We start from the raw sequence: 20487 nt of genomic DNA on the forward strand, positions 1-20487 counted from the left end.
AGGTATAGGAATTGATGCGTTTTTTCATTATTCTGTATATAGAAAGGGTGATTAAGCGTTGTTAGAGATCATGAATCTATCTAAATCATATAAACAGAAGCATGTGGTGAATTCCGTTAATTTATATTTGGAGAAAGGAGAAATTGTCGGATTACTCGGACCGAATGGGGCAGGGAAGTCGACGACTATTTCCATGATATCCTCATTAATTTCCCCTGATGCAGGAGATGTACGGCTTAATAATGAAAGCATCCTAAAAACGCCACAAAAGCTACGAAAAATACTTGGAGTCGTCCCACAGGAAATTGCTGTCTATATGGATTTATCTGCACGGGAGAACTTACTTTTCTTTGGGAAAATGCATCGAATTCCTAAAAACATTTTACAGAAGAGAGTGGATGAGGTTCTCGAAATAATCGGTTTAAAGGAAAGAGAAAGGGATTTAGTCAAAACCTTTTCTGGAGGAATGAAAAGGAGGCTAAATATTGGAGTTGCCCTCATTCATGAACCAGAAATTATTATAATGGATGAACCAACCGTTGGAATTGATCCGCAATCACGAAATTATATATTAGAAACAGTTAAAAAATTAAATAAAGAGAAGCAAATGACCGTACTCTACACAAGTCACTACATGGAAGAAGTAGAGTTTTTATGTAATCGAGTTTACATCATGGATCACGGGGAGATTATTGCTTCTGGAACAAAAGAGGATATTAAAAACATTCTTTCTGCAGAAACTGCGATTAATATTAAGGTAGAGATTGTAAAACATGAATTTACAGAAGCGCTCCGTCAACATGAAAACATTACAAATATTTCTATTCACCAATCAGTGATTACGGTTATCGTACCAAGACAAGTGAATTTAATTAAAGAGATTTTGCGAATTGCCGAAGAGCAGAAGACAAATGTACTCTCTATAAATATTGAGACACCAACATTAGAGGATGTTTTCTTGCATTTAACAGGCCGTCAATTAAGAGATTAGGAGGGTACTGTATGCTTTGGCAAATGATAAAGAAAGAACTATTAATGATTTGGAGAAGACCACGGGAGCTTATTGTCTTATTACTTATGCCTTTTGTGCTTATTACCATTCTTGGTAGTGCATTAGGGGCATTGGATGATAAAGGGGAGGTGGAAGTGCATGCGAAGCTTGCTGTTATAGTGGAAGATCAAGCAGAGCAAGCTCAACAACTAACAATAGAGAAAATTAATCAGTCTAATGCAAGCGAGCAGGAAAAAAGAGCTAAAACAGCCCTTATTCAAGCTCTACAACCAATCGACACATTTATTAATGAAGTAGGGGAAAATCCAGAAATGAAGAAAGTTCTATCCATTACGGAATTTAGTGACAGCACAAAAGTAAAAGAAAAGGATTTTGATGGTGTGTTACTTATTCCAAAAGGATTTACTACTGAATTTTATACCAATCTTTTAGAGGAAGAGACAAAGCTTCCTGTGTGGATACTAAAGACAAAAGACCAACAATCACTTCATGCATCCATTATTCAAGATATTATGACAAATTATCAAAAAGAGTGGATGTATCTAAAAACGGCGCAAGATCTGCAAATCGATTATTCGGCATTAGTGAGTGCAAAAGTAAATGGACAAATCGAAAATATCGAAAAGAAAAAAGAAATTAGTGCGTTTGCTTACTATGGAGTAGGAATGTGTGTGATGTTTGTATTCTATATTTCTACAACAGTAGCAGGTTTTGCTTATCAGCAAAAGGAAGAGCTTATGTATGAGCGAATAATGCTCGCAAATGTTCCGAAAATTGTGTTCTTTGCAGGTGTTTTTATTGCAGCATTTATTCTTTCCTTTTTACAGCAAGCTATTTTGTTTAGCTTAATAGCTTTGATTTATGAAGTAGTCTTTCCTAGTATAATAAACCATTTAGTTGTTATCCTAACCGTCAATCTAATGGCTGCAGCATTTGCTACAGTGGCATCTTCTATTTCTTTTGCCACTAATTCGCGAAATGTGGAAAGTATTTTGTCTTCTTTAATTGTGCCAATTATTGCATTTATGGGGGGCAGCTTTTTTGATGTAAGTGCAATTGGGGGATTTATGGAAACATTAGGCGAATATTCTCCCGGAGGAGCTGCACTTACTGCTTATTTAAAAGTATTTCAAGGCTATGATTTAGTGGATTTATGGAGTCAGCTAAAAGCAATTCTTTTGTTTTCTGTCATACTGCTGTTAATTAGTATTATTATCTTGAAGAAAAGAGGAGGGATACGATGAATGCAGTACTGTGGGGGAAATGTAAAAAGTTTATCAGGCAGCCAGGGGGATTTATAATAACCACCCTAATCTGTATCGTATTTGCATATTTAGTCGGCATCTCTTCCTTCACAAAGGTAGAAGTACCAATCTTCACAGATCAGTCGGAGAAAGCAAATGACATTTTAAAAGATTTAAATAAAAGTGCGAGTTATTCATTTGTTGTCTATTCAGAAGAGGAAGTAAAGGAGCAGCTAGAAAAAGGGAAAGCGGACGCGGGGGTATTACTAAATGCAGATACCTATACTATTTTTAGAATAGCCGAGACCTCGAATGTATTAATGGTCCAAAATTATCTGCAAAGCTATTATGATAATCGGCTAAAGGAACAAGCAATAATAAAGGAAGCAGCGGATAAAGTTGAAGCAGAAAGGGTGCTTGCAAGTAATAAGGAGACTCCAATTATTCCGGTGTCATATGAGCAATCACAAACGGAACATGAGGCTACCTATAATCAGTCTCTGCAGGCATTATTTGGTTTTACTTTATTTTTTTGTATTTATACTGTCTCTTTTACGGTAATCGAAATATTGAGAGATAAGCAAAATGGGATATGGGATCGATTCATCTTGTCATCTACATCGAAAGCACAAATATATTTTGGACATTTATTTTTCAGCTTTTTAATAGGCTATGTGCAAATAATAATGATTTTCCTTCTCTTTAGGTACGGGTTAAATATTGATTTTTATGGGAATTTTTATTTGGTGTATGTACTAATCATTCCATATTTATTTTCGATTGTGGCGTTAACAATTCTTCTGACAGGTTTAGTGAAAACACCAAGCCAGTTTAATGCAGTTATTCCATTGGTATCGGTTAGCTCTGCCATGCTTGGAGGAGCCTATTGGCCAATCGAAATCGTTACATCGAAAATAATGATTCTCTTGTCAAAATTTATTCCAATCACTTATGGAATGGATTTGTTAAAAAAAGGAATTATAGAAAGTGCATCATGGGTTGAAATTCTCGTACCAGCAGGAATTCTCTGTTTAATGGGGACAGTTATGTTGGGAATAGGGATTCAGCTAATTGAAAAAAGACATATCTAGGAAGTGTAACAGAAAGAATATTTAGAAAAAATAATAAATGGTGTATAATAAAAGGAAATAAATAACATTTGTGAAAAGGAGCTGAAATATTTGCTGAAAAAAATAGTAAAAGCATATTTATATGTTGTGGTTTTGCCTGTTACGTTTTTAATCTCTGTAATTTTTGAACCCAGTGGTAACCTTGTTCGGCTAACGAATGAAACAATTAGAGATATGTAGCAGCAAATGAAAGATATTATATAAGTGTCTGTCCATGAAGGCAGATGCTTATTTCTTTACAAGATACCAACTCAATATCAAAACGTAGACTTTCCAATCATAGAATTAGTAATAAGCAAAGGATTTATAAAGGAGATTACATGAAAAATATTTATATCATTTTAGTAACTTTAACAATCGAAACAGTGATAATATGGTTTGCATCCTTTTTATTACGATGGAAATTTGTCGACACCATATTTTTAGGTAGTTTATTGCTTTTTGGAATTGTTTATCTCTTTCGCTTATATATTCATCAAACGAATGCAACGTTTAACGCAAATATTGCCGGCTGGACATGGGAGGAAGCGGGAATTGGTCCTTTTCATTTCCGTGTTTCGCCGATTATTCTTGGACTTATTTTATTTATAGTAATTAGCTTTTTTGTTACGTTAATAACCTATTATTCTTATTTCATTTAGAAATGAAAATAGGTTGAATATCGAAACAGAAGTTAAATGGTAAAGGGAGCGAAATGAATGATATCTTTGGAACATGTAATATAAAACCGTTACTGCAGAGGACCTCCACTAGATTATTTTGATAAATTATTAGATAGAGGAGGAACAAAAATGTTAGAGACAAAGTTTGACAGATATTTAGAAGAGCTAAAAGAGAAGTTTGCTGGATGGGATTTTTCTAGCATACATGATACGGGCAGAATCCAAACAAGCTTGCTTTCCTGGTCATATGGCAGCAAAGTAATTACTGCCATGCACGAGGCTACTACGGTATTAGATATGGGAACTGGTGGAGGCGAGTTTCTTTCTTTACTAAAAAGGTATTTTCCACCAACCGTCTATGCTACAGAAGGACATAAACCAAATGTACCAATTGCCAAAGGGAAGTTAGAACCTTTAGGTGTAAATGTATATGAAATTGATGATGATGAACACTTGCCCTTTAGCGACCATCACTTTGATTTAGTTATAAATAGGCACGAATCTTATTCAGTAAAAGAGCTGAAAAGAATTTTAAAGCCCAATGGAATCTTTATCACCCAACAAGTGGGAGGTTGGGATTGCAAGGAAATAAATGAATGGTTTGGAGTAGCGATTAATCCAGAATTTAAAGAGTGGAATCTTCAATCAGCACTCAATTTGTTTTCTGATCTTGAATGGGAGATGATTGAACAAAAAGAGGAGTTTCCAACACAGCGCTTCTATGATTTGGGTGCATTTATATTCTATTTAAAAGCCATTCCTTGGCAAGTTCCTGATTTCAGTATAGAAAACTATCAGGATGCGCTGTTTCGCTTGTATCAGCACATTGAAAAGGTAGGATATTTTGATGTTACTCAATCTCGATTTTTCCTTAAAATGAAATGTATATAAGATAATGTGCCACTAATCACCTATAAAGCCTCGTAAATAGGCTAGTATAGGTGATTTTTTGTGAAAAGTTCACTAGCGTTTATAAGGATTAAAATGGTGACAGAAAATTCACATGGTTATTAGGAGGTTTTTTCCTTTTTTTCTAGAATGGTAGAAATTGAGAAGAGCTTGAAGGAGGGATTTAAATGGCTGGTGAAGAAATCGTTACGATAAAAGCTTTACAGAAAAGTTATGGAGAGAAGGAAGTCTTAAAAGGAGTTGATCTTCATGTATATCGAGGTGAGATTATTGGATATATAGGACCGAATGGTGCTGGAAAAAGTACCACGGTTAAAATAATCCTTGGTATTGAGGGGAATTATCATGGAGAAGTAATGCTTTTTGGGAAAAATATTAACGAAGATTCTATTGAGTATAAGCGGAAAATCGGTTATGTACCAGAAATAGCAGAGGTATACGATAATTTGACTGCTTCTGAATATTTAACTTTTATCGGTCAGCTATATGGAATGAGTGCTGATTTTGTTGACCGTAAGGCAAAAAGATTAATGGAACTGTTTGGCATAGGAGAGGTATATCATTCACGAATCTCCTCTTATTCCAAAGGGATGCGTCAAAAGCTGTTAATTATATCAAGTGTTTTGCATAATCCAGATATTCTTTTTCTAGACGAGCCAATTAATGGACTTGATGCGAATAGCGTAATGGTGTTTAAAGAAATACTTGCCCAGTTTGCATCATGTGGCAAAACAATATTTTATTCTTCACACATAATGGATGTAGTAGAAAAAATCAGCAGTCGGATTATTTTATTGAATGATGGAAAGATAGTGGTAGATGGGAGTTTTAAAGAGCTACAAATGCATAATGAACAGGGAAGCTTGGAAGGAATCTTTAATCAACTAACAGGATTTAACAGCCATAAAGAAATAGGTGAATCCTTTGTATCTATTGTGCAAGAGGTGCAGACATGAAAGACTATACGGTATTAAAAATTCTAGATCGTTTTAAAGGTCTCTTCCTGAATTTTGGTATCGATTATTCTGTACTAAGAACCATCCTACAAGTTAAATTAACAATGGACCAACGTAAGCTTCCAACTATTTTCTCCCAATCTAATCAGAAAAAAGAAAAGAAAGAAGATAAATATGCCTATATAAAATCCTTATGGCTGTATGCTTTTATGGGGTTAATTCTTATTCCATTAATGGCTTTCGGCGATAATTACTTATTTCAAATGAGCGTTTCTTTTGGAATTATTTTATTTCTTATCATGACCTCGATGATTTCTGATTTTTCAGGTGTTTTGTTAGATGTTCGAGACAAGCATATTTTACATACGAAACCAATTAATAAACGTACAATTAATGCAGCAAAAGTATTACATATTATGATTTATCTCTCTCAATTGACGATTGCCATTACATTCATACCATTAGTTGTAAGTTTCATTAAACAAGGAATTATCTTTTTTCTTATTACGGTTGTTCTACTTGTTTTAGCCAATTTATTTATTGTAGTCATTACAGCATTACTATACTTAGTTATTCTTCGCTTTTTTGATGGAGAAAAACTAAAGGACATGATTAATTATGTACAGATTGGCTTGTCCATTGTAATTATGGTAGGGTATCAGGTTGTCATTCGAAGCTTTGAATTAGTTGATTTAAATATTGTGTATCAAGTGCATTGGTGGCATGTTTTCATTGTTCCAATGTGGTTTGCAGCACCCTATGAGTGGATATTGAATGGAAATATTGAAACGATGATTATTCTTCTTGCAGCTTTAGCGATTTTTTTACCTATTATTGCAATGATCATTTATGGAAAGCTTATTCCTAGCTTTGAGAAAAATTTAGAAAAGCTAACTAGCCAAAGTAAAGCAAAAAAGGGCAAAGTCTCCAAAATGGGAGAACGCCTATTATCACTTTTTATTAACAATAGGGAAGAAAAGGCATTCTACCATTTTACTGGACAAATGATCAGCCAAGAAAGAGATTTTAAATTAAAGGTATATCCATCATTAGGTTTTTCCATTGTTATTCCCTTTTTGTTTCTTTATAGTGGAACGAATTTGGAGGACATTCAATTTGCAACAAGTTCCTCGTATTTAACAATTTATTTTACGATGATCAATATTCCCACAATCATTTTTATGATGAGGTATTCAGGGAAATTTAAAGGTGCATGGATCTTTACGATTCTCCCAATCTCTGATTTTTCTATGTATTATAAAGGAGCATTAAAAGCGGTAATAATTAAATTATATTTACCAATCTATTTCTTATTAAGCATTGTATTTTTGTTTTTATTTGGGATCCGCATCATTCCTGATTTACTGGTAGTCTTTATCTCTGCTTTTTTATATTCGATTGTTTGTTATGTATTATTAGATAAAGAAGTTCCCTTTTCGATGTCTTTCGATTCAGGGGCGAACCAGCAAAGCTGGAGGTTATTTATGCTGCTACTGCCTCTACCGATTTTAGCAGGAATTCATTATATCAGTATATCTCTTCCTTTTGGTGTTTATATTTATGGTATCTTGCTTTTCTTTATTAATCTTATATGCTGGAAGAAGATGCAAAGGAAAAAAGTACTTAATTAAACCTTGTTTCTAATGAGGGGATTGGGGCGGTACTTTGTTAGAAAAAATACGAGGAGCGATAACGCAATGGAAGAAGAAAAATTAAAAGTATTTGATGAAGATAGAACACCAATCGGAGTTGCCACCCGCAGCGAAATACATAAAAAAGGTTTATGGCATGAAACCTTTCATTGTTGGATTGTATCTGAACACGAGAGCCAATCATACCTCTATCTACAAATTAGAAGTTCTTTAAAAAAGGATTATCCGAATCTTTTAGATATAACGGCAGCTGGACACTTACTTGCACATGAAGAAGCGACAGATGGTGTAAGAGAGATGGAAGAAGAAATCGGTATATATGTAGAATTGGATGAGTTGATTTATTTAGGTGTTTTGCAATATGAAATGAATAATGGGAATTTAGTAGACAAGGAATTTGCCCACACTTATTTATACAAAAGAAATTTAAATCTTAAAGAATTTCAATTACAGGAAGAGGAAGTATCCGGCATTGTTACGACCAGATTAGAAGATTTCTATGCATTATGGCAAGGGACAAAGCAGTTGATTGAAGTGAATGGATTTGAAGTGAATGAAAGCGGCGATAGAGTGGAGATTCATCGTATGGTTGGTCGAGGAAGCTTTGCACCTCATCCGATTTCTTATTACAATCGGCTCATTCAAGTTTTGAAGGAGAATTTATGAAATGGATGCTGTTATGTTTGGAACCAAAGTAACAGGAATCAATTATCAAAAAAGAAAAGCTGTCTATGGAGTTATTTGGAATGAATTACATAACAAAATCCTTGTCGTAAAAACTTCTTCCAATCACTATTTTTTACCTGGGGGAGGAATAGAAAAAGGAGAGTCAGAGGTTGAGTGTTTACAGAGAGAGATAGTAGAAGAAACGGGCTATCACATGTTAAATGACACTTATATAGGAACAGCAACTTGCTTCTTTTTTTCTTTAAAAGGTGAACCGATGGAGAATCAAGGTTATTTCTATATAGCGACTATAGGAGATAAAAGGATAAATTCAACAGATTTAGACCACTTACCAATATGGATGGATGAAAAGGAAGCTATGAATAAACTCTTTCATCCCCATCAAGTATGGGCAGTAAAGGAAGCAAGAGAAAGAGTTTAAGATAGTGATAACCTAGTTCAGGAAAGGAGGGGAAACAGCATGAATAATCGTAAAACCATTTACCTGATTCGCCATTGTGAGGCCGAGGGACAAAATGCTGATGCAGAATTAACCGCGAATGGGAGAAAACAGGCAGTTGAGTTAGCCGATTTTCTAACAGATAAGGAAATTCAATTTATCCTCTCTAGTACGTATTTGCGCGCCTATGATTCTATTAAACCTTTAGCAGAAAGGCTTCACCTATCTGTGCATAAAGAAGAACGTTTAATAGAACGAAAGCTTAGTGACAAAAAATTGGATGATTGGTTATTCCTTTTAGAGAAAACCTTTACCAACTTAGACATCGTATATGAAGGTGGCGAATCGAGTCGACAAGCGATGGAAAGAGGTGTAGCTGTTGTGAAAGAATGTCTTCTAAGAAAGGAAACAACATTCGCAATTGTTACACATGGTAATTTGCTTTCTTTAATGTGGAAATATTTTGATCAGGCAGTCGGTTTTAAGGAGTGGAGGGATCTTTCGAATCCTGATGTTTTTCAAATGAATTTTGAATTAGATAAAATAATAGTAAATCGATTATGGAGGGATAAGACTTGACCGAAAAGAAACATTTTCATCGTCCTTTTGGCGTTTATGGCATTTATGTAGAAAATGATAGATTGTTAGTTATTCATAAAAAAAGGGGACCTTATGCAAATCGTTTTGATTTGCCTGGTGGGAGTTTGGAGCCGGCTGAAAGTCTAGCAATTGCAATGAGGAGAGAGTTTTTAGAAGAAACGGGCATAGAAATTGAAATGGAGAAGCAAATAGGAATAGCTGACTTTATGTTTCCATGTGAATGGAGAGAGTTTACTCATATTCACCATATAGCAGCCTTTTACACGGTTAGAAAGGTTGGGGGGGAAATTACGATGCCAGAACAATTTGAAGGGCAAGATTCTTTAGGCGCAGAATGGGTTTCTATAGAGGGTATTTCCATCAACAATGCTTCACCACTAGTCTTAAAGGCAGTAGAATGGATAAAAAAAGGATCACTTGGATTAGAGGTAAACTGGTTTGAAGAATGGGAAGTAAAAAAATCCTTCCATATATAAGGAAATAAGGAGCGTACATATGATTATTAGAAAGGCAAAAGATGCGGACGCCAAAGAAATTGCAAAGGTCCATGTAGATAGCTGGAGAACTACATATAAGGGAATTGTTCCCGATTCCTATTTAGAGACACTTCATTATGAGAAACGAGAAGAAATCTGGAAAACAGCTATCCCGAAAGGAAATGTCTTTGTTGCTGAAAATGAAGAAGGTAAGATTGTGGGGTTTGCAAATGGTGGAAAGGAAAGAAGTGGACAATATCCTGGTTATGCTGGAGAGCTTTACGCCGTCTACTTATTGGAAGCCTATCAAGGAAAGGGAATTGGCAGTACGCTCGTGAATAAGGTTACCCAGTATTTAAAAGAAATGGGTCTTAATAGCATGATTATTTGTGCTTTAGCGGACAATCCAGCTTGTATGTTTTACGAAACCCTTGGTGGAAAAAGAATTGGAACAGAAGAGATAGAAATTGGTGGCAAGGAGTTTATTGAAATCGTTTTTGGATGGAAATGGGAGTAGTATTGTGAAAAGACATCTTCCTGAATTTTGGTGTATTTGAAAATTTATCCATAGTCGACAACACGACTCCTTTGGGAGAGGCTCGGCGCTTGCCCTAGTGAGTCGTACTGTCATTTAGGAGAACAGATGCAAATTCATAATTTAATCAACTTACTACTATTAAGTTTTTTTAAAGGAAGAATTTTTCAAGAAGAAAGCTTCTCTACAATCATTCGTTTTCCGGTATTTAAGGTGAATTCAAAGCGATCGGTATTTTTTTCATTATAGAAAAAATGGTGATTCACACTGCAAAGTCCTTCCTCATTATCAAAAATCATCATATTAACACCACTCTTGCGCTTTTCGTCTTTTAAAAAAGTAAGATGATTATAACAGTAAATACAGTCATAAATAGAGAACTTCATTGAGTTTAAAGTAGTGATAAATTGATAAAAGCTATCGTCACTTAAGTCATTTAATAATTCTTCTAAGGCAAACACAAGATGCTTTCTTATGCGAATAGAATCTTCGTGCTTTAAAAAATGGATCGATCCAGAGACATTGACTTTGCCATCCTCTAGAAGAATTCCTTTTCGCCAACGATTTAAAGAATGAATCTCAATTTCTTGATGCAAATATTCATCAAGCATGGTTGCATCCTCTGTTTCTTCATCAAAAAAAATCCATTGATTATTTATATTTTCGACTGTACCTTTCGTAAAGGCACGTGTTTGAAATTCAATAAGTTTTGATCTATGCTGATTATTCATTGTAAACCTCCCAAAGATTACACGCCCTTAAGTTCTTTTTAGACAGATAAACAAAATTTTATAACTAATCCTTCTTTTTCCTCCATTAAAATATTGAAAACGATTAATTTAGCTTTTTTGAATAGAACATTAGATAAACCTGATATGGACAAATAACCATTTTTATTTTGGCGCATAGAATACTCCATACTGATTGATTGGTATCTAATCATAAGTTCCACGAAAGAAAGGATGATAATCATGTGTGGAATAACAGGTTGGGTTGATTACAAAAAAGATTTAAGAAACGAATCGGTAATTTTATCCGCTATGGCAGAAACATTGGCAAAAAGAGGGCCAGATGATACAAATGTTTGGACTGCGCTACATGCGGGATTCGGACATAAACGATTAGTGGTGGTAGATCCGTTAAATGGTATTCAACCAATGACAAAAGAAAAACAAGGATTTCATTACACTATTTGCTACAATGGTGAATTGTATAATACAGAAGACATAAGAAAAGAATTACTAATAAAAGGATATTCATTCCAAGGTCATTCTGATACAGAAGTTTTACTTACTTCCTATATAGAGTGGGGAGAAGATTGTCTGCAGTACTTAAATGGGATATTTGCCTTTGCTGTTTGGGACGAAAAGCGAAATTCCTTATTTATTGGCAGAGATCGCTTAGGTGTTAAACCATTATTTTATGCTGAAGTAGGATCTAGCTTTATCTTTGGTTCTGAATTAAAGGCATTGCTTGCTCATCCAAATATGAGAACAGAGTTGGATAGAGAAGGGTTAGCAGAAGTGTTTGCACTTGGACCTTCCCATACACCAGGCAGCGGTATTTTTAAAGGCATAAAAGAGCTTCGACCAGGGCATGCATTGAAGTTTACACAGGATGGGCTTAAAGTATGGCGTTATTGGAATGTGCAAAGTGAAGAACATACAGACTCCTTTGATGAAACGGTTGAAAAAGTTCGGTTCCTTTTTAAAGATGCGGTTACTAGACAATTAGTATCAGATGTACCATTAAGCACCTTTCTTTCAGGTGGAGTGGATTCTAGTGCCATTACAGCAATTGCTTCCATGGAATACGCGAAAAACGGAAAAGGACCTCTTCATACGTATTCCATTGATTATGAAGGCAATGATAAGTTTTTTAAGGCAAATGAATTCCAGCCAAATTCTGATGGTGTTTATATAAAAAAAATGACAGATACATTTGGAACCATCCATCATAACTGTATCATCACTCAAGAAACATTGGCTGACTTTTTGCATGAGGCAGTAACGGTAAGGGATGTTCCAGGTATGGCAGATGTTGATTCCTCCCTTTTATGGTTCTGTCGAGAAATAAAGAAGGATTTTGTCGTTAGCTTATCTGGGGAATGTGCAGATGAAATCTTTGGTGGCTATCCGTGGTTTAGAAGAGAGGCTGATTTACAAAGAGGAGGCTTCCCATGGATGAGATCGATTCAAGAAAGACAAAGCTTACTGAAGGATTCATGGAGCAATAAATTACAATTAGAAGATTATATGATGGATAAATATAACCAAACCATTGCTGAAACTCCTAAATTAGCGGGAGAAAGCAAAGAAGATGCTAAACGCAGAGAATTATTTTATCTCAATCAACTCTGGTTTATGACAACCTTATTAGAGCGCAAAGATAGAATGAGTATGGGAGCAAGCCTAGAAGTGCGTGTACCATTTGCCGACCATCGCTTAGTCGAATATGTGTGGAACGTACCATGGGAAATGAAGAATTATATGGGAAGAGAGAAAGGATTATTACGAAAAGCATTAGAAGGGATTCTTCCAGATGAAGTTCTCTATCGCAAGAAAAGTCCTTATCCAAAGACACATAATCCGATTTACACTAGAACAGTAACAGATATGCTAAAAACAGCACTAACAGATAAAAGCTCTGCTTTATATGAATTCTTTGATAAGGAACGTCTTGCAGAAATTATTGAAACAGAAGGCTCTGCATTTAAAGAACCATGGTTTGGTCAACTAATGACAGGTCCACAGCTACTTGCTCATTTAGTGCAAATTCATTATTGGTTTAAAGATTATCATATCAATATTGTAGAATAATAAAGAAAAAATCCCTAAGTAAATGGAATCTAGTATTTACTTAGGGATTTTTTTGATTGTTAAGTGTAAGTATTCTATTGACTGTTTGAAGTTGATTATCAAACTAACCTTCCCTTCTTTCAGAGTAAGGAATCAGTATGTTTCTGTTATTTTTAGTCACAGCGCTTTAGCTTGTATGACGACGAGCAAGACACTTGCGCTTTTCTAACATTGTAGCCTATGACGAGGAGGGACCTTTATTTTTAAACTTTTTAATCAATAGGATAAATAAAAGCAAGCTTGGAAAAGCAAATTGTAAAGGCATATAAAGAAAATAGGGAACAATTTTCCCTCCTTCTCTAATATGGTCGTTCATTTCGATAGTAATAAATACAGAGAACATGGAAATAAGACAGACCGCAGGAATAACAAAGTAGCGATAGGGATATTTAAATATATATTCTATTCCCTTTAAACCTGAATAGATTAAGATCGAGCTTTTGACAACAATCCCTAACATAATAATAAAAACTGCTAATGCATCTATTCTCTCAAGAAAGTCACCAATCGAAACTAGCCTTGTTGTGCTAATAAGTGGAAATGTAGCTCTTGAAGCAGTCGTGATTCCTAATGATGTAGTGATGATTAAAGTAGAAGTGGTTAGTAATATCCCAGATACTACGACAGAATATAAAACAGTTTTCTTGCGTAATTTTACATTCTTAATAAGAGGAAAAACGCAGATCAGTGCGATCATTTCTCCATATGGTCTACTTACTTCAATCGGAAACATTGACTTAATTACTGGTAAAATCCCTCTTGCTAATACTGGTTGAATTTTGGTAAGAGAAAGAGTATCACTTGCCATCAAGAAAATGACGAGAAGAAAAAGAAATATGGCTGAATAAGGTGTGAAAATTTCAGTTGTCCGGCCAACTATTTCAATTCCCAGATACAAAATATAACCAATAATAATCACTAGTGTAAAATCAATGAACTCAATAGGCGTCAAAGGTAGAATGAAGGTAGATGTTAATTCTCCAAAATCCCTAATGACTCTAGAAGCTAGATAAAAAAAATAAAGAGTATAGATGAGTGTAATAGGAATCGCAATCACTCTATTGAAAGCAAACTCAATAATCTCAAATAAATTTTTGGAAGGCGCTAATTCGTTTATCAGAAGAAAAAAAGAGACAATTATTAGGCCGCTTACTGTGGAAAGAAGGATGGAAATCCAGGCATCCTCTTTTGCAGAGATACCTAGTATAACCACAAAAGTACTGCCTACGTTAAATCCTATAATAATGGCAAATAGTTGACTTAAAGATAAGTTTTCTTTTAGCATGAAAGGAATCTCCTAATTGCAAATATATAATATGCTTAAAATAGTATTTGTTTAATTTACCAGTAATATGCAAAAAGAGAATGGTTTCGTAACGGTTATTTCAAAGAAATGGTGTATCCTTTTTTTACGGGAGGACTACTGTGAGTAAAATTTAAGTGGTAAAAAAAACAGTGGAGTCATTCCCCCACTGTTTGAAGTTTCCCCATATAGAATAAGTAAGTACAATTTAACCAATTGGCTTTTCCTGCGTAATAGCAGATTTAGGCTGCTTTTGCAGTAAGAAAAAGAACACGCCGAACAAAACAAGTATTCCACCTAAGATTTGAGAAAGGATTAATCGTTCATTTAAAAGGAGTACAGCTAAAAGGGTAGCTCCAACTGGTTCTCCGAGAATACTCATGGAAATAGTTGTTGCATTCACATAGTTAAGCAACCAATTATTGATAATATGTGCAAGTGTTGGAACAATGGCGAGCAATACGAATATGCCCCATTCTCTTCCAGAGTAACCAGTTAATGCTTCGCCAGCGATGAGATTATAGATGGTTAACAAACAGGCAGCAAAGAAGAAAACGGTAAATGTATAGATCCAATGAGTCATTTTTTTAATAATGTTTTGGCCGATTAATAAATAGCCTACTACAGCAATAACACTCAAGAAGGAAAGAACATCTCCAATTATTGCATTGCTGTCCAGCCCAACATCTCCCCAACCGATCATCATAGCACCAATGATCGCAATACCCATTGTCATAATTGCAGAAGAGGTAGTTCTTTCTCGAAAGAAAATAAATCCGCCAAGCAGGGATACCATAGGCTGTAGTGCCAAAATAATTGTAGAACTAGCTACAGTAGTAAACTTAAGGGAACTAAACCAAAGAGCAAAATGGAATGCCAAAAAAGAGCCAGAAAAAAATAAGAACGCCCAATCTCTTTTGGACAGTTTTTTAAAATCATTTCTATGTATATATACCATGGGAATCATAATAAGACATGCAAGCCACATTCGATACATACTTAAAATGGTGGCAGGTGCATCCGACCATTTCACGAAAATCGCAGAAAATGAGATGGCGATAATCGAAACAAGTAATGGAAGCCCAATTGATTTTGATGATGATTGTTGATTCACTTTGTTTCCTCCTGACAATTCAAACAATTCGATATAATAGTAAATATAGTATGTTCAACGCCAGGAAACAATCATTATTTTTCATTTCTTGGAAAAAACCTATCTAGTAGGTAGAAGGTGGTGTCTATGGATTTTCCCAATCCATAGACACCTTATTAATTGAAATTCAATCTATTTTGCATGAATATATTCATAATTCATATTAAAGCGAAGGATACTGCATTCATAAGGACCGAGTATGACTGCTAGATCATTTGATTCAGCTGCATATTCTTCTTCTGTTAGTAGAAGAGAGATTTTTTTCCCTCGCAATGGAAAGGGGAGTAGAAATTGTGCTTCCGTGTCACTTTTATTAATGACTGTTAGCATGATTTCGGCCTCTTTTTTTGTATAATAGACTAAACAGGAAGCAGAATTTGTCAAAAAGCAGAAAGTGCCATTATTTATGAGATGGGAACTTTGTTTGCGTACTTGAATTAATCGCTTAACGAATTCTTTTAACTCGTCATCATGCTCTCCTAGATTCCAAGGCATGCATTTCCGACATCCAGGATCACTGCCTCCACCTAAACCAATTTCGTCTCCATAGTAAATACAAGGAGTACCAGGGTAGGTTAGGAGAAAGGTAAATAAAAGCTTCACTCGTTCTTTTCGATAACTACATTCATGAATAATTCTTGGTGTATCATGGCTGCCAATAATATTAAATAATACTTTATTCACTGTATCTGGATATGCCTGTATCGTTGTTGTCATCTCTTCCATAAATTGTTGAGGAGAAATCATGTCATAGGCAAAAAATTGTAATGCTTTCGTTAGTAAAGGATAATTCATTACTGAGTCAAATTGGTCTCCTCGTAGCCATGGAAGTGAATCATGCCAAACCTCTCCTAATATAAAAAGGTCCGGTTTTAGTTCTTTAACAATAGATCGGAAGGATCTCCAGAAATCATGGTCAATTTCATTGGCAACATCCAATCGCCAGCCGTCGATATCGCATTCTGTTATCCAGTATTTTGCTACATGTAAAAGATACTCTTTCACTTCTTGATTCGCTGTATTAAATTTGGGCATAGCTTCATAAAAGCCAAATGTTTCATAATTTATCGCGTCAGCCTCTTTTAAAGGAAATTTATGTATATGGAACCAGTCTTTATAGCGCGAATTTTCTCCATTCTTAAGAACATCTTGAAAGGGTGGGAAGTAATAGCCACAATGATTAAATACAGCATCCAGCATGACACGAATCCCATGCTTGTGACATTCTTTTACTAGGGCTTTAAGCGTCTCTGTATCGCCAAATTGTGGATCCACTTCTAGATAGTTAATGGTATCGTATTTATGATTGCTTTTGGCATGAAAAATAGGAGTAAGATAAATGCCCGTTATCCCAAGGTCGGAAAGATAGTCTAGAGAATCGATTATTCCTTGAAAGTCGCCACCGAAGAAATTCCATAATCCAGGTTCCTCCTGCCCCCATGGAGCAGTGTCGATTGGATTTAAGGAACTATCCCCATTTCGAAATCGTTCCGGAAAAATTTGATACCAGATAGTTGTAGAAACCCATGATGGGGGAGAAAAAACGTCTTTCTGATGTAGATAAGGCAAGCAAAAATAATAGCCTGCATCTTCTGGAATAAAGGGGAAGAACCCTTTTTCTGTGTAGGTTATTTGTTGGTCGTTATCTCTTATAATAAAGCCATAGCGAATTCTTTTTTTATTAGTAATAGTGCAATGCCAATAATCAAAAAGAGAATCAGATCCGTTTTTTTCCATCATTAAGCGGTGGGATACCCATTGATAGTTGATCATTTCGTATTGATCACCATAGATTATTTCGATTTCATTTACATTGGCAATTTTTGTCCGAATACGAATATGTAGGGTATTTCCGTCTTGTAAATAACAGTAATTATCTCCACTGCGATGATAGATGGAGGACAAATCAATCATTTTCACACACTCCCTTTTAAAATCTTTCTTATCTGTTTGCCACTAGTGTTGACAGATAAGAAAGATTTTAAAAGGGAAAAGGGAAGTAGATTTCAATATGAAAGAACCGCTCACTAATAGGGGAGTGAGCGGCAGAAATTAAATTTCATTTCAAGAAAGAATAGAATTACCCATTAACGATAGTACCACCGTTGACATGGAGAACCTGTCCCGTAACATAAGTGGAATCATTACTAGCTAAATATACATAAGCTGGTGCGAGTTCACAAGGTTGACCAGCACGTTTAAAAGGAGTATTTGCTCCAAATGATGCAACTTGTTCACTATCAAAGGTAGAAGGAATGAGCGGTGTCCAAATTGGCCCTGGAGCAACACCATTCACACGAATACCTTGTCCAGCAAGAGACTGTGATAAGGAACGAGTAAAAGCAGTAATAGCACCTTTTGTAGAAGAATAATCAATTAATGTTTCATTCCCTTTATAGGCAGTGATTGACGTTGTATTGATAATCGTATCACCTTGTTCTAAATGTGGTAGTGTCGCTTTTGTTAAGTAGAACATAGAGAAAATATTTGTCCGGAAGGTTTTTTCTAATTGTTCTGCAGTTATATCTAGTAAACTTTGCTGTGGATGCTGTTCAGCTGCGTTATTTACAAGAATATTAACCTTGCCAAATTCTGAAACGGTTTTTTCTACTACCTTTTTACAGAAGCTTTCATCACCTACATCACCAGGAAGTAGTAGGCATTTTACCCCTTCAGCTTCGACTAACTCTTTTGTCTTATTGGCATCGTCGTGCTCATTTAAATAGACAACTGCTACGTCTGCACCTTCTTTTGCATAATAAATAGCAACAGAGCGGCCAATTCCGCTATCACCACCAGTGATAATTGCTGTCTTCCCTTTTAATTTTTCTGAGCCTTTGTAAGAGGGATCTACATCTTTAGGTAAAGGATTCATTTTTGTCTGAATACCTGGTTGTTGATCCTGATGCTGTGCGGGAAAGGTTTGTTGTAATTGTTCGTTATTACTATTACTCATTTCAATCACTCCTTCTATCTTCTGTCCATGTTTACTTATTTTTCCCAAATCAGCTTATATAAACCTGGGAAAAATAGGGTGGATAAAATAAGGAGTTCAATAAAAAAGGGATGGCGCCATATTTGGCTACCATCCTTGTCAGTTAGCGATAATTGACAAACTGCACATCAATCGAGATCTTTGATTCGTCTTTAACGGCTGCAATAATTTTTTGTAAATCATCACGGCTTTTTGCAGTTACACGAATTTGATCGTCTTGCTGTTGTGTTTTCACTTTTAATCCACTATTTTTAATTAACGCATTTATTATTTTTGCATTATCCTTATCAATGCCTTGTATCAACTTCGCTCTTTGGCGAACTGTTCCGCCTGAAGCACCTTCGATTTTGCCATAATCTAAGTTTTTAATGGGGATACCACGTTTAAACATTTTGCTAATAAGAACATCTTTTAGTTGTTCTAATTTATATTCATCATCCGAAACAAGAACCAATTCTTCTTTATCCAATGTAACATTACTCTTGCTTCCTTTAAAATCATAACGATTTTGAATTTCCTTCATTGCAAGCTGTACTGCATTTGTTACTTCCGAAAAATCTACCTTCGATACAATATCAAATGAGCTTTCTTTCGCCATAATTACCTCCTGATTTTTGGAACCTTACACTATTTCTAAGCATATCTAGCGCTAATCCCATTTCTTTTATCCTTGTATTATAGTAAAATTAAGCAGTTGTAACAACTTTAGGCATGGAATATTCACTAAATAGGGAATAATTATGATAAAAGAATATAGATGAAAAGTTGAATAGACAAGAAATAAAGGAGGAAAACAAATGTCGTTAAGAGATTATATGGGACGTGTGGAAATATTAACGGTTGCAAGAATAGCATCTTTTGGATACTTTTTAACGTTAGAAGAGGAAGAGGAAGATGTGCTTTTGCATTTTAGTGAGACAGATCAGAAATTCGAAGAGGGCGATGAAGTACGCGTTTTTATTTACAGTGATTCACAGGGAAGAGCATGCTCCAGCACTTTTATCCCGTCTATTGCGGTTGGGAAATATGATTGGGTAAAAGTAACGGACCGTAAAGAGGGAATCGGATGCTTCTTTGATATCGGTTTGAAAAAAGACATGCTATTAGGAGAAGATGACTTACCGGTCCATGAAGAGGTTTGGCCAGAAGTAGGAGACATGCTTTATATCACATTAAAAGTAAATAAAAATAACTACTTATATGTAAAGCCAGCTACGGATCCGATTATTGAAGAGATGGCAACAAAAGCAACAAGAGCAGATTTTAATAAAAACATTCATGGCTATATTTATCGAACAGCAAAAGTTGGAAGCTGGATTTATACAGCAGAAGGGTATAAAGGATTTATCCACGAATCAGAACGAGGTCAAGAACCAAGATTAGGTGAGAAAGTAAACGGCCGTATTATTGACGTTAAGCTAGATGGCACTGTAAATGTATCATTATTACCAAGAAAAGAAGAAGCGCTTGATAAGGATGCTCAACAAATTTTGGACTATTTAATTATGCGAAAAGGCGCGATGCCTTATGGAGATAAGAGTATGCCAGAAGACATTAAAGAGCGATTTAATTTAAGCAAAGGCTCATTTAAACGTGCGCTTGGAAAATTAATGAAAGAAAATAAAGTGTATCAAGAAGAAGGCTGGACGTATTTAAAAGAGGATAGTGAGAAGTAATTCCATTCATATTGTTAAATAAGTGGAGAAAGGTGCATTCCGACTTTGGGATGCACCTTTTATATATGCCCTTTAGAGCAAAAGGAGCGTGGGAAGGTAACAGAGAATTGCTCTCTACGCCCTTTAGAGTAAAAAGCAGCATGGAAAGGTAACAGAGAATTGCTCTCTACGCCCTTTAGAGTAAAAAGCAGCATGGAAAG

20 protein-coding genes are annotated in these 20487 nt (G+C 35.3%); 14 read left to right on the top strand and 6 right to left on the bottom strand.

From position 1 onward, the window contains the following. The first annotated feature begins 58 nt into the window (after nucleotides 1-58). From RTL21_RS13440 to RTL21_RS13495, 12 genes are all read left to right on the top strand, one after another. Nucleotides 59-991, top strand: coding sequence for an ABC transporter ATP-binding protein (locus RTL21_RS13440; protein WP_312096392.1), 933 nt, complete (start codon nucleotides 59-61; stop codon nucleotides 989-991). Nucleotides 992-1002: 11 nt separating this feature from the next. Further along, nucleotides 1003-2256 (top strand): ABC transporter permease, encoded by a 1254-nt coding sequence (locus RTL21_RS13445; protein WP_312096393.1) that lies wholly within the window; start codon nucleotides 1003-1005, stop codon nucleotides 2254-2256. Beyond that, entirely contained in the window at nucleotides 2253-3347 is a 1095-nt protein-coding gene (locus RTL21_RS13450) for an ABC transporter permease (RefSeq protein WP_312096394.1), read from the top strand. Before RTL21_RS13445 ends, RTL21_RS13450 begins: the two co-directional genes overlap by 4 nt. Nucleotides 3348-3706: 359 nt before the next feature. Continuing rightward, a complete protein-coding gene (locus RTL21_RS13455) occupies nucleotides 3707-4027 on the top strand; it encodes a hypothetical protein (protein ID WP_312096395.1) in 321 nt (106 codons plus the stop codon). A gap of 150 nt (nucleotides 4028-4177) precedes the next feature. Beyond that, nucleotides 4178-4939, top strand: a complete 762-nt coding sequence (locus RTL21_RS13460) for a class I SAM-dependent methyltransferase (RefSeq protein WP_312096396.1) — start codon at nucleotides 4178-4180, stop codon at nucleotides 4937-4939. 185 nt (nucleotides 4940-5124) lie between these two features. Further along, entirely contained in the window at nucleotides 5125-5913 is a 789-nt protein-coding gene (locus tag RTL21_RS13465) for an ABC transporter ATP-binding protein (RefSeq protein WP_312096397.1), read from the top strand. Beyond that, complete coding sequence (locus RTL21_RS13470; protein WP_312096398.1) at nucleotides 5910-7544, top strand: hypothetical protein; 1635 nt, start codon at nucleotides 5910-5912, stop codon at nucleotides 7542-7544. The genes RTL21_RS13465 and RTL21_RS13470 overlap by 4 nt, the downstream gene beginning before the upstream one ends. Nucleotides 7545-7610: 66 nt before the next feature. Continuing rightward, entirely contained in the window at nucleotides 7611-8231 is a 621-nt protein-coding gene (locus RTL21_RS13475; protein ID WP_312096399.1) for an NUDIX hydrolase, read from the top strand. Between the two features lies 1 nt (nucleotide 8232). Continuing rightward, complete coding sequence (locus RTL21_RS13480) at nucleotides 8233-8673, top strand: NUDIX hydrolase (RefSeq protein WP_312096400.1); 441 nt, start codon at nucleotides 8233-8235, stop codon at nucleotides 8671-8673. A 39-nt stretch (nucleotides 8674-8712) separates the two neighbouring features. Next, complete coding sequence (locus RTL21_RS13485) at nucleotides 8713-9270, top strand: histidine phosphatase family protein (RefSeq protein ID WP_312096401.1); 558 nt, start codon at nucleotides 8713-8715, stop codon at nucleotides 9268-9270. Continuing rightward, nucleotides 9267-9767 (top strand): NUDIX hydrolase, encoded by a 501-nt coding sequence (locus tag RTL21_RS13490; protein WP_312096402.1) that lies wholly within the window; start codon nucleotides 9267-9269, stop codon nucleotides 9765-9767. The genes RTL21_RS13485 and RTL21_RS13490 overlap by 4 nt, the downstream gene beginning before the upstream one ends. Nucleotides 9768-9786: 19 nt before the next feature. Next, nucleotides 9787-10284 carry a GNAT family N-acetyltransferase gene (locus RTL21_RS13495; RefSeq protein ID WP_312096403.1) on the top strand — a complete coding sequence of 166 codons (498 nt, stop codon included), beginning with the start codon at nucleotides 9787-9789 and terminating at the stop codon, nucleotides 10282-10284. 185 nt (nucleotides 10285-10469) lie between these two features. On the opposite strand, the gene RTL21_RS13500 is transcribed toward RTL21_RS13495, so the two are convergent. Next, nucleotides 10470-11033: a DUF2777 domain-containing protein gene (locus RTL21_RS13500; protein ID WP_312096404.1), complete on the bottom strand. Its 564-nt coding sequence runs from the start codon at nucleotides 11031-11033 to the stop codon at nucleotides 10470-10472. A gap of 240 nt (nucleotides 11034-11273) precedes the next feature. Here RTL21_RS13500 and asnB point away from each other — a divergent pair, with 240 nt between their 5' ends. Further along, a complete protein-coding gene (gene asnB, locus RTL21_RS13505; RefSeq protein ID WP_312096405.1) occupies nucleotides 11274-13121 on the top strand; it encodes an asparagine synthase (glutamine-hydrolyzing) in 1848 nt (615 codons plus the stop codon). Between the two features lie 217 nt (nucleotides 13122-13338). Here the strand turns inward: asnB and RTL21_RS13510 are convergent, their stop codons facing one another. From RTL21_RS13510 to RTL21_RS13530, 5 genes are all read right to left on the bottom strand, one after another. Next, a complete protein-coding gene (locus RTL21_RS13510) occupies nucleotides 13339-14445 on the bottom strand; it encodes a GerAB/ArcD/ProY family transporter (RefSeq protein WP_312096406.1) in 1107 nt (368 codons plus the stop codon). Nucleotides 14446-14671: 226 nt separating this feature from the next. Further along, nucleotides 14672-15577, bottom strand: coding sequence for a DMT family transporter (locus tag RTL21_RS13515; RefSeq protein ID WP_312096407.1), 906 nt, complete (start codon nucleotides 15575-15577; stop codon nucleotides 14672-14674). Between the two features lie 171 nt (nucleotides 15578-15748). Beyond that, nucleotides 15749-17530 (bottom strand): glycoside hydrolase family 13 protein, encoded by a 1782-nt coding sequence (locus RTL21_RS13520; RefSeq protein ID WP_312096408.1) that lies wholly within the window; start codon nucleotides 17528-17530, stop codon nucleotides 15749-15751. A gap of 166 nt (nucleotides 17531-17696) precedes the next feature. Further along, nucleotides 17697-18572 carry an SDR family oxidoreductase gene (locus tag RTL21_RS13525; RefSeq protein ID WP_312096409.1) on the bottom strand — a complete coding sequence of 292 codons (876 nt, stop codon included), beginning with the start codon at nucleotides 18570-18572 and terminating at the stop codon, nucleotides 17697-17699. A gap of 142 nt (nucleotides 18573-18714) precedes the next feature. Then, nucleotides 18715-19209 carry a YajQ family cyclic di-GMP-binding protein gene (locus tag RTL21_RS13530; RefSeq protein WP_312096410.1) on the bottom strand — a complete coding sequence of 165 codons (495 nt, stop codon included), beginning with the start codon at nucleotides 19207-19209 and terminating at the stop codon, nucleotides 18715-18717. Nucleotides 19210-19408: 199 nt separating this feature from the next. Between RTL21_RS13530 and RTL21_RS13535 the strand changes: the two genes are divergently transcribed. Further along, entirely contained in the window at nucleotides 19409-20287 is an 879-nt protein-coding gene (locus RTL21_RS13535; RefSeq protein ID WP_312096411.1) for a CvfB family protein, read from the top strand. Nucleotides 20288-20487: the final 200 nt, after the last annotated feature.

This window comes from Niallia sp., from assembly GCF_031978665.1.
Lineage (GTDB): Bacteria > Bacillota > Bacilli > Bacillales > Cytobacillaceae > Niallia.

Excerpts from the sequence above, each read along its gene's own strand:
- RTL21_RS13445 (WP_312096393.1), top strand. The coding sequence starts at position 1,003 with ATGCTTTGGCAAATGATAAAGAAAGAACTATTAATGATTTGGAGAAGA.
- RTL21_RS13450 (WP_312096394.1), top strand. The coding sequence starts at position 2,253 with ATGAATGCAGTACTGTGGGGGAAATGTAAAAAGTTTATCAGGCAGCCA.
- RTL21_RS13455 (WP_312096395.1), top strand. The coding sequence starts at position 3,707 with ATGAAAAATATTTATATCATTTTAGTAACTTTAACAATCGAAACAGTG.
- RTL21_RS13460 (WP_312096396.1), top strand. The coding sequence starts at position 4,178 with ATGTTAGAGACAAAGTTTGACAGATATTTAGAAGAGCTAAAAGAGAAG.
- RTL21_RS13465 (WP_312096397.1), top strand. The coding sequence starts at position 5,125 with ATGGCTGGTGAAGAAATCGTTACGATAAAAGCTTTACAGAAAAGTTAT.
- RTL21_RS13470 (WP_312096398.1), top strand. The coding sequence starts at position 5,910 with ATGAAAGACTATACGGTATTAAAAATTCTAGATCGTTTTAAAGGTCTC.
- RTL21_RS13475 (WP_312096399.1), top strand. The coding sequence starts at position 7,611 with ATGGAAGAAGAAAAATTAAAAGTATTTGATGAAGATAGAACACCAATC.
- RTL21_RS13480 (WP_312096400.1), top strand. The coding sequence starts at position 8,233 with ATGGATGCTGTTATGTTTGGAACCAAAGTAACAGGAATCAATTATCAA.
- RTL21_RS13485 (WP_312096401.1), top strand. The coding sequence starts at position 8,713 with ATGAATAATCGTAAAACCATTTACCTGATTCGCCATTGTGAGGCCGAG.
- RTL21_RS13495 (WP_312096403.1), top strand. The coding sequence starts at position 9,787 with ATGATTATTAGAAAGGCAAAAGATGCGGACGCCAAAGAAATTGCAAAG.
- RTL21_RS13500 (WP_312096404.1), bottom strand. The coding sequence starts at position 11,033 with ATGAATAATCAGCATAGATCAAAACTTATTGAATTTCAAACACGTGCC.
- asnB (WP_312096405.1), top strand. The coding sequence starts at position 11,274 with ATGTGTGGAATAACAGGTTGGGTTGATTACAAAAAAGATTTAAGAAAC.
- RTL21_RS13510 (WP_312096406.1), bottom strand. The coding sequence starts at position 14,445 with ATGCTAAAAGAAAACTTATCTTTAAGTCAACTATTTGCCATTATTATA.
- RTL21_RS13520 (WP_312096408.1), bottom strand. The coding sequence starts at position 17,530 with ATGATTGATTTGTCCTCCATCTATCATCGCAGTGGAGATAATTACTGT.
- RTL21_RS13525 (WP_312096409.1), bottom strand. The coding sequence starts at position 18,572 with ATGAGTAATAGTAATAACGAACAATTACAACAAACCTTTCCCGCACAG.
- RTL21_RS13530 (WP_312096410.1), bottom strand. The coding sequence starts at position 19,209 with ATGGCGAAAGAAAGCTCATTTGATATTGTATCGAAGGTAGATTTTTCG.
- RTL21_RS13535 (WP_312096411.1), top strand. The coding sequence starts at position 19,409 with ATGTCGTTAAGAGATTATATGGGACGTGTGGAAATATTAACGGTTGCA.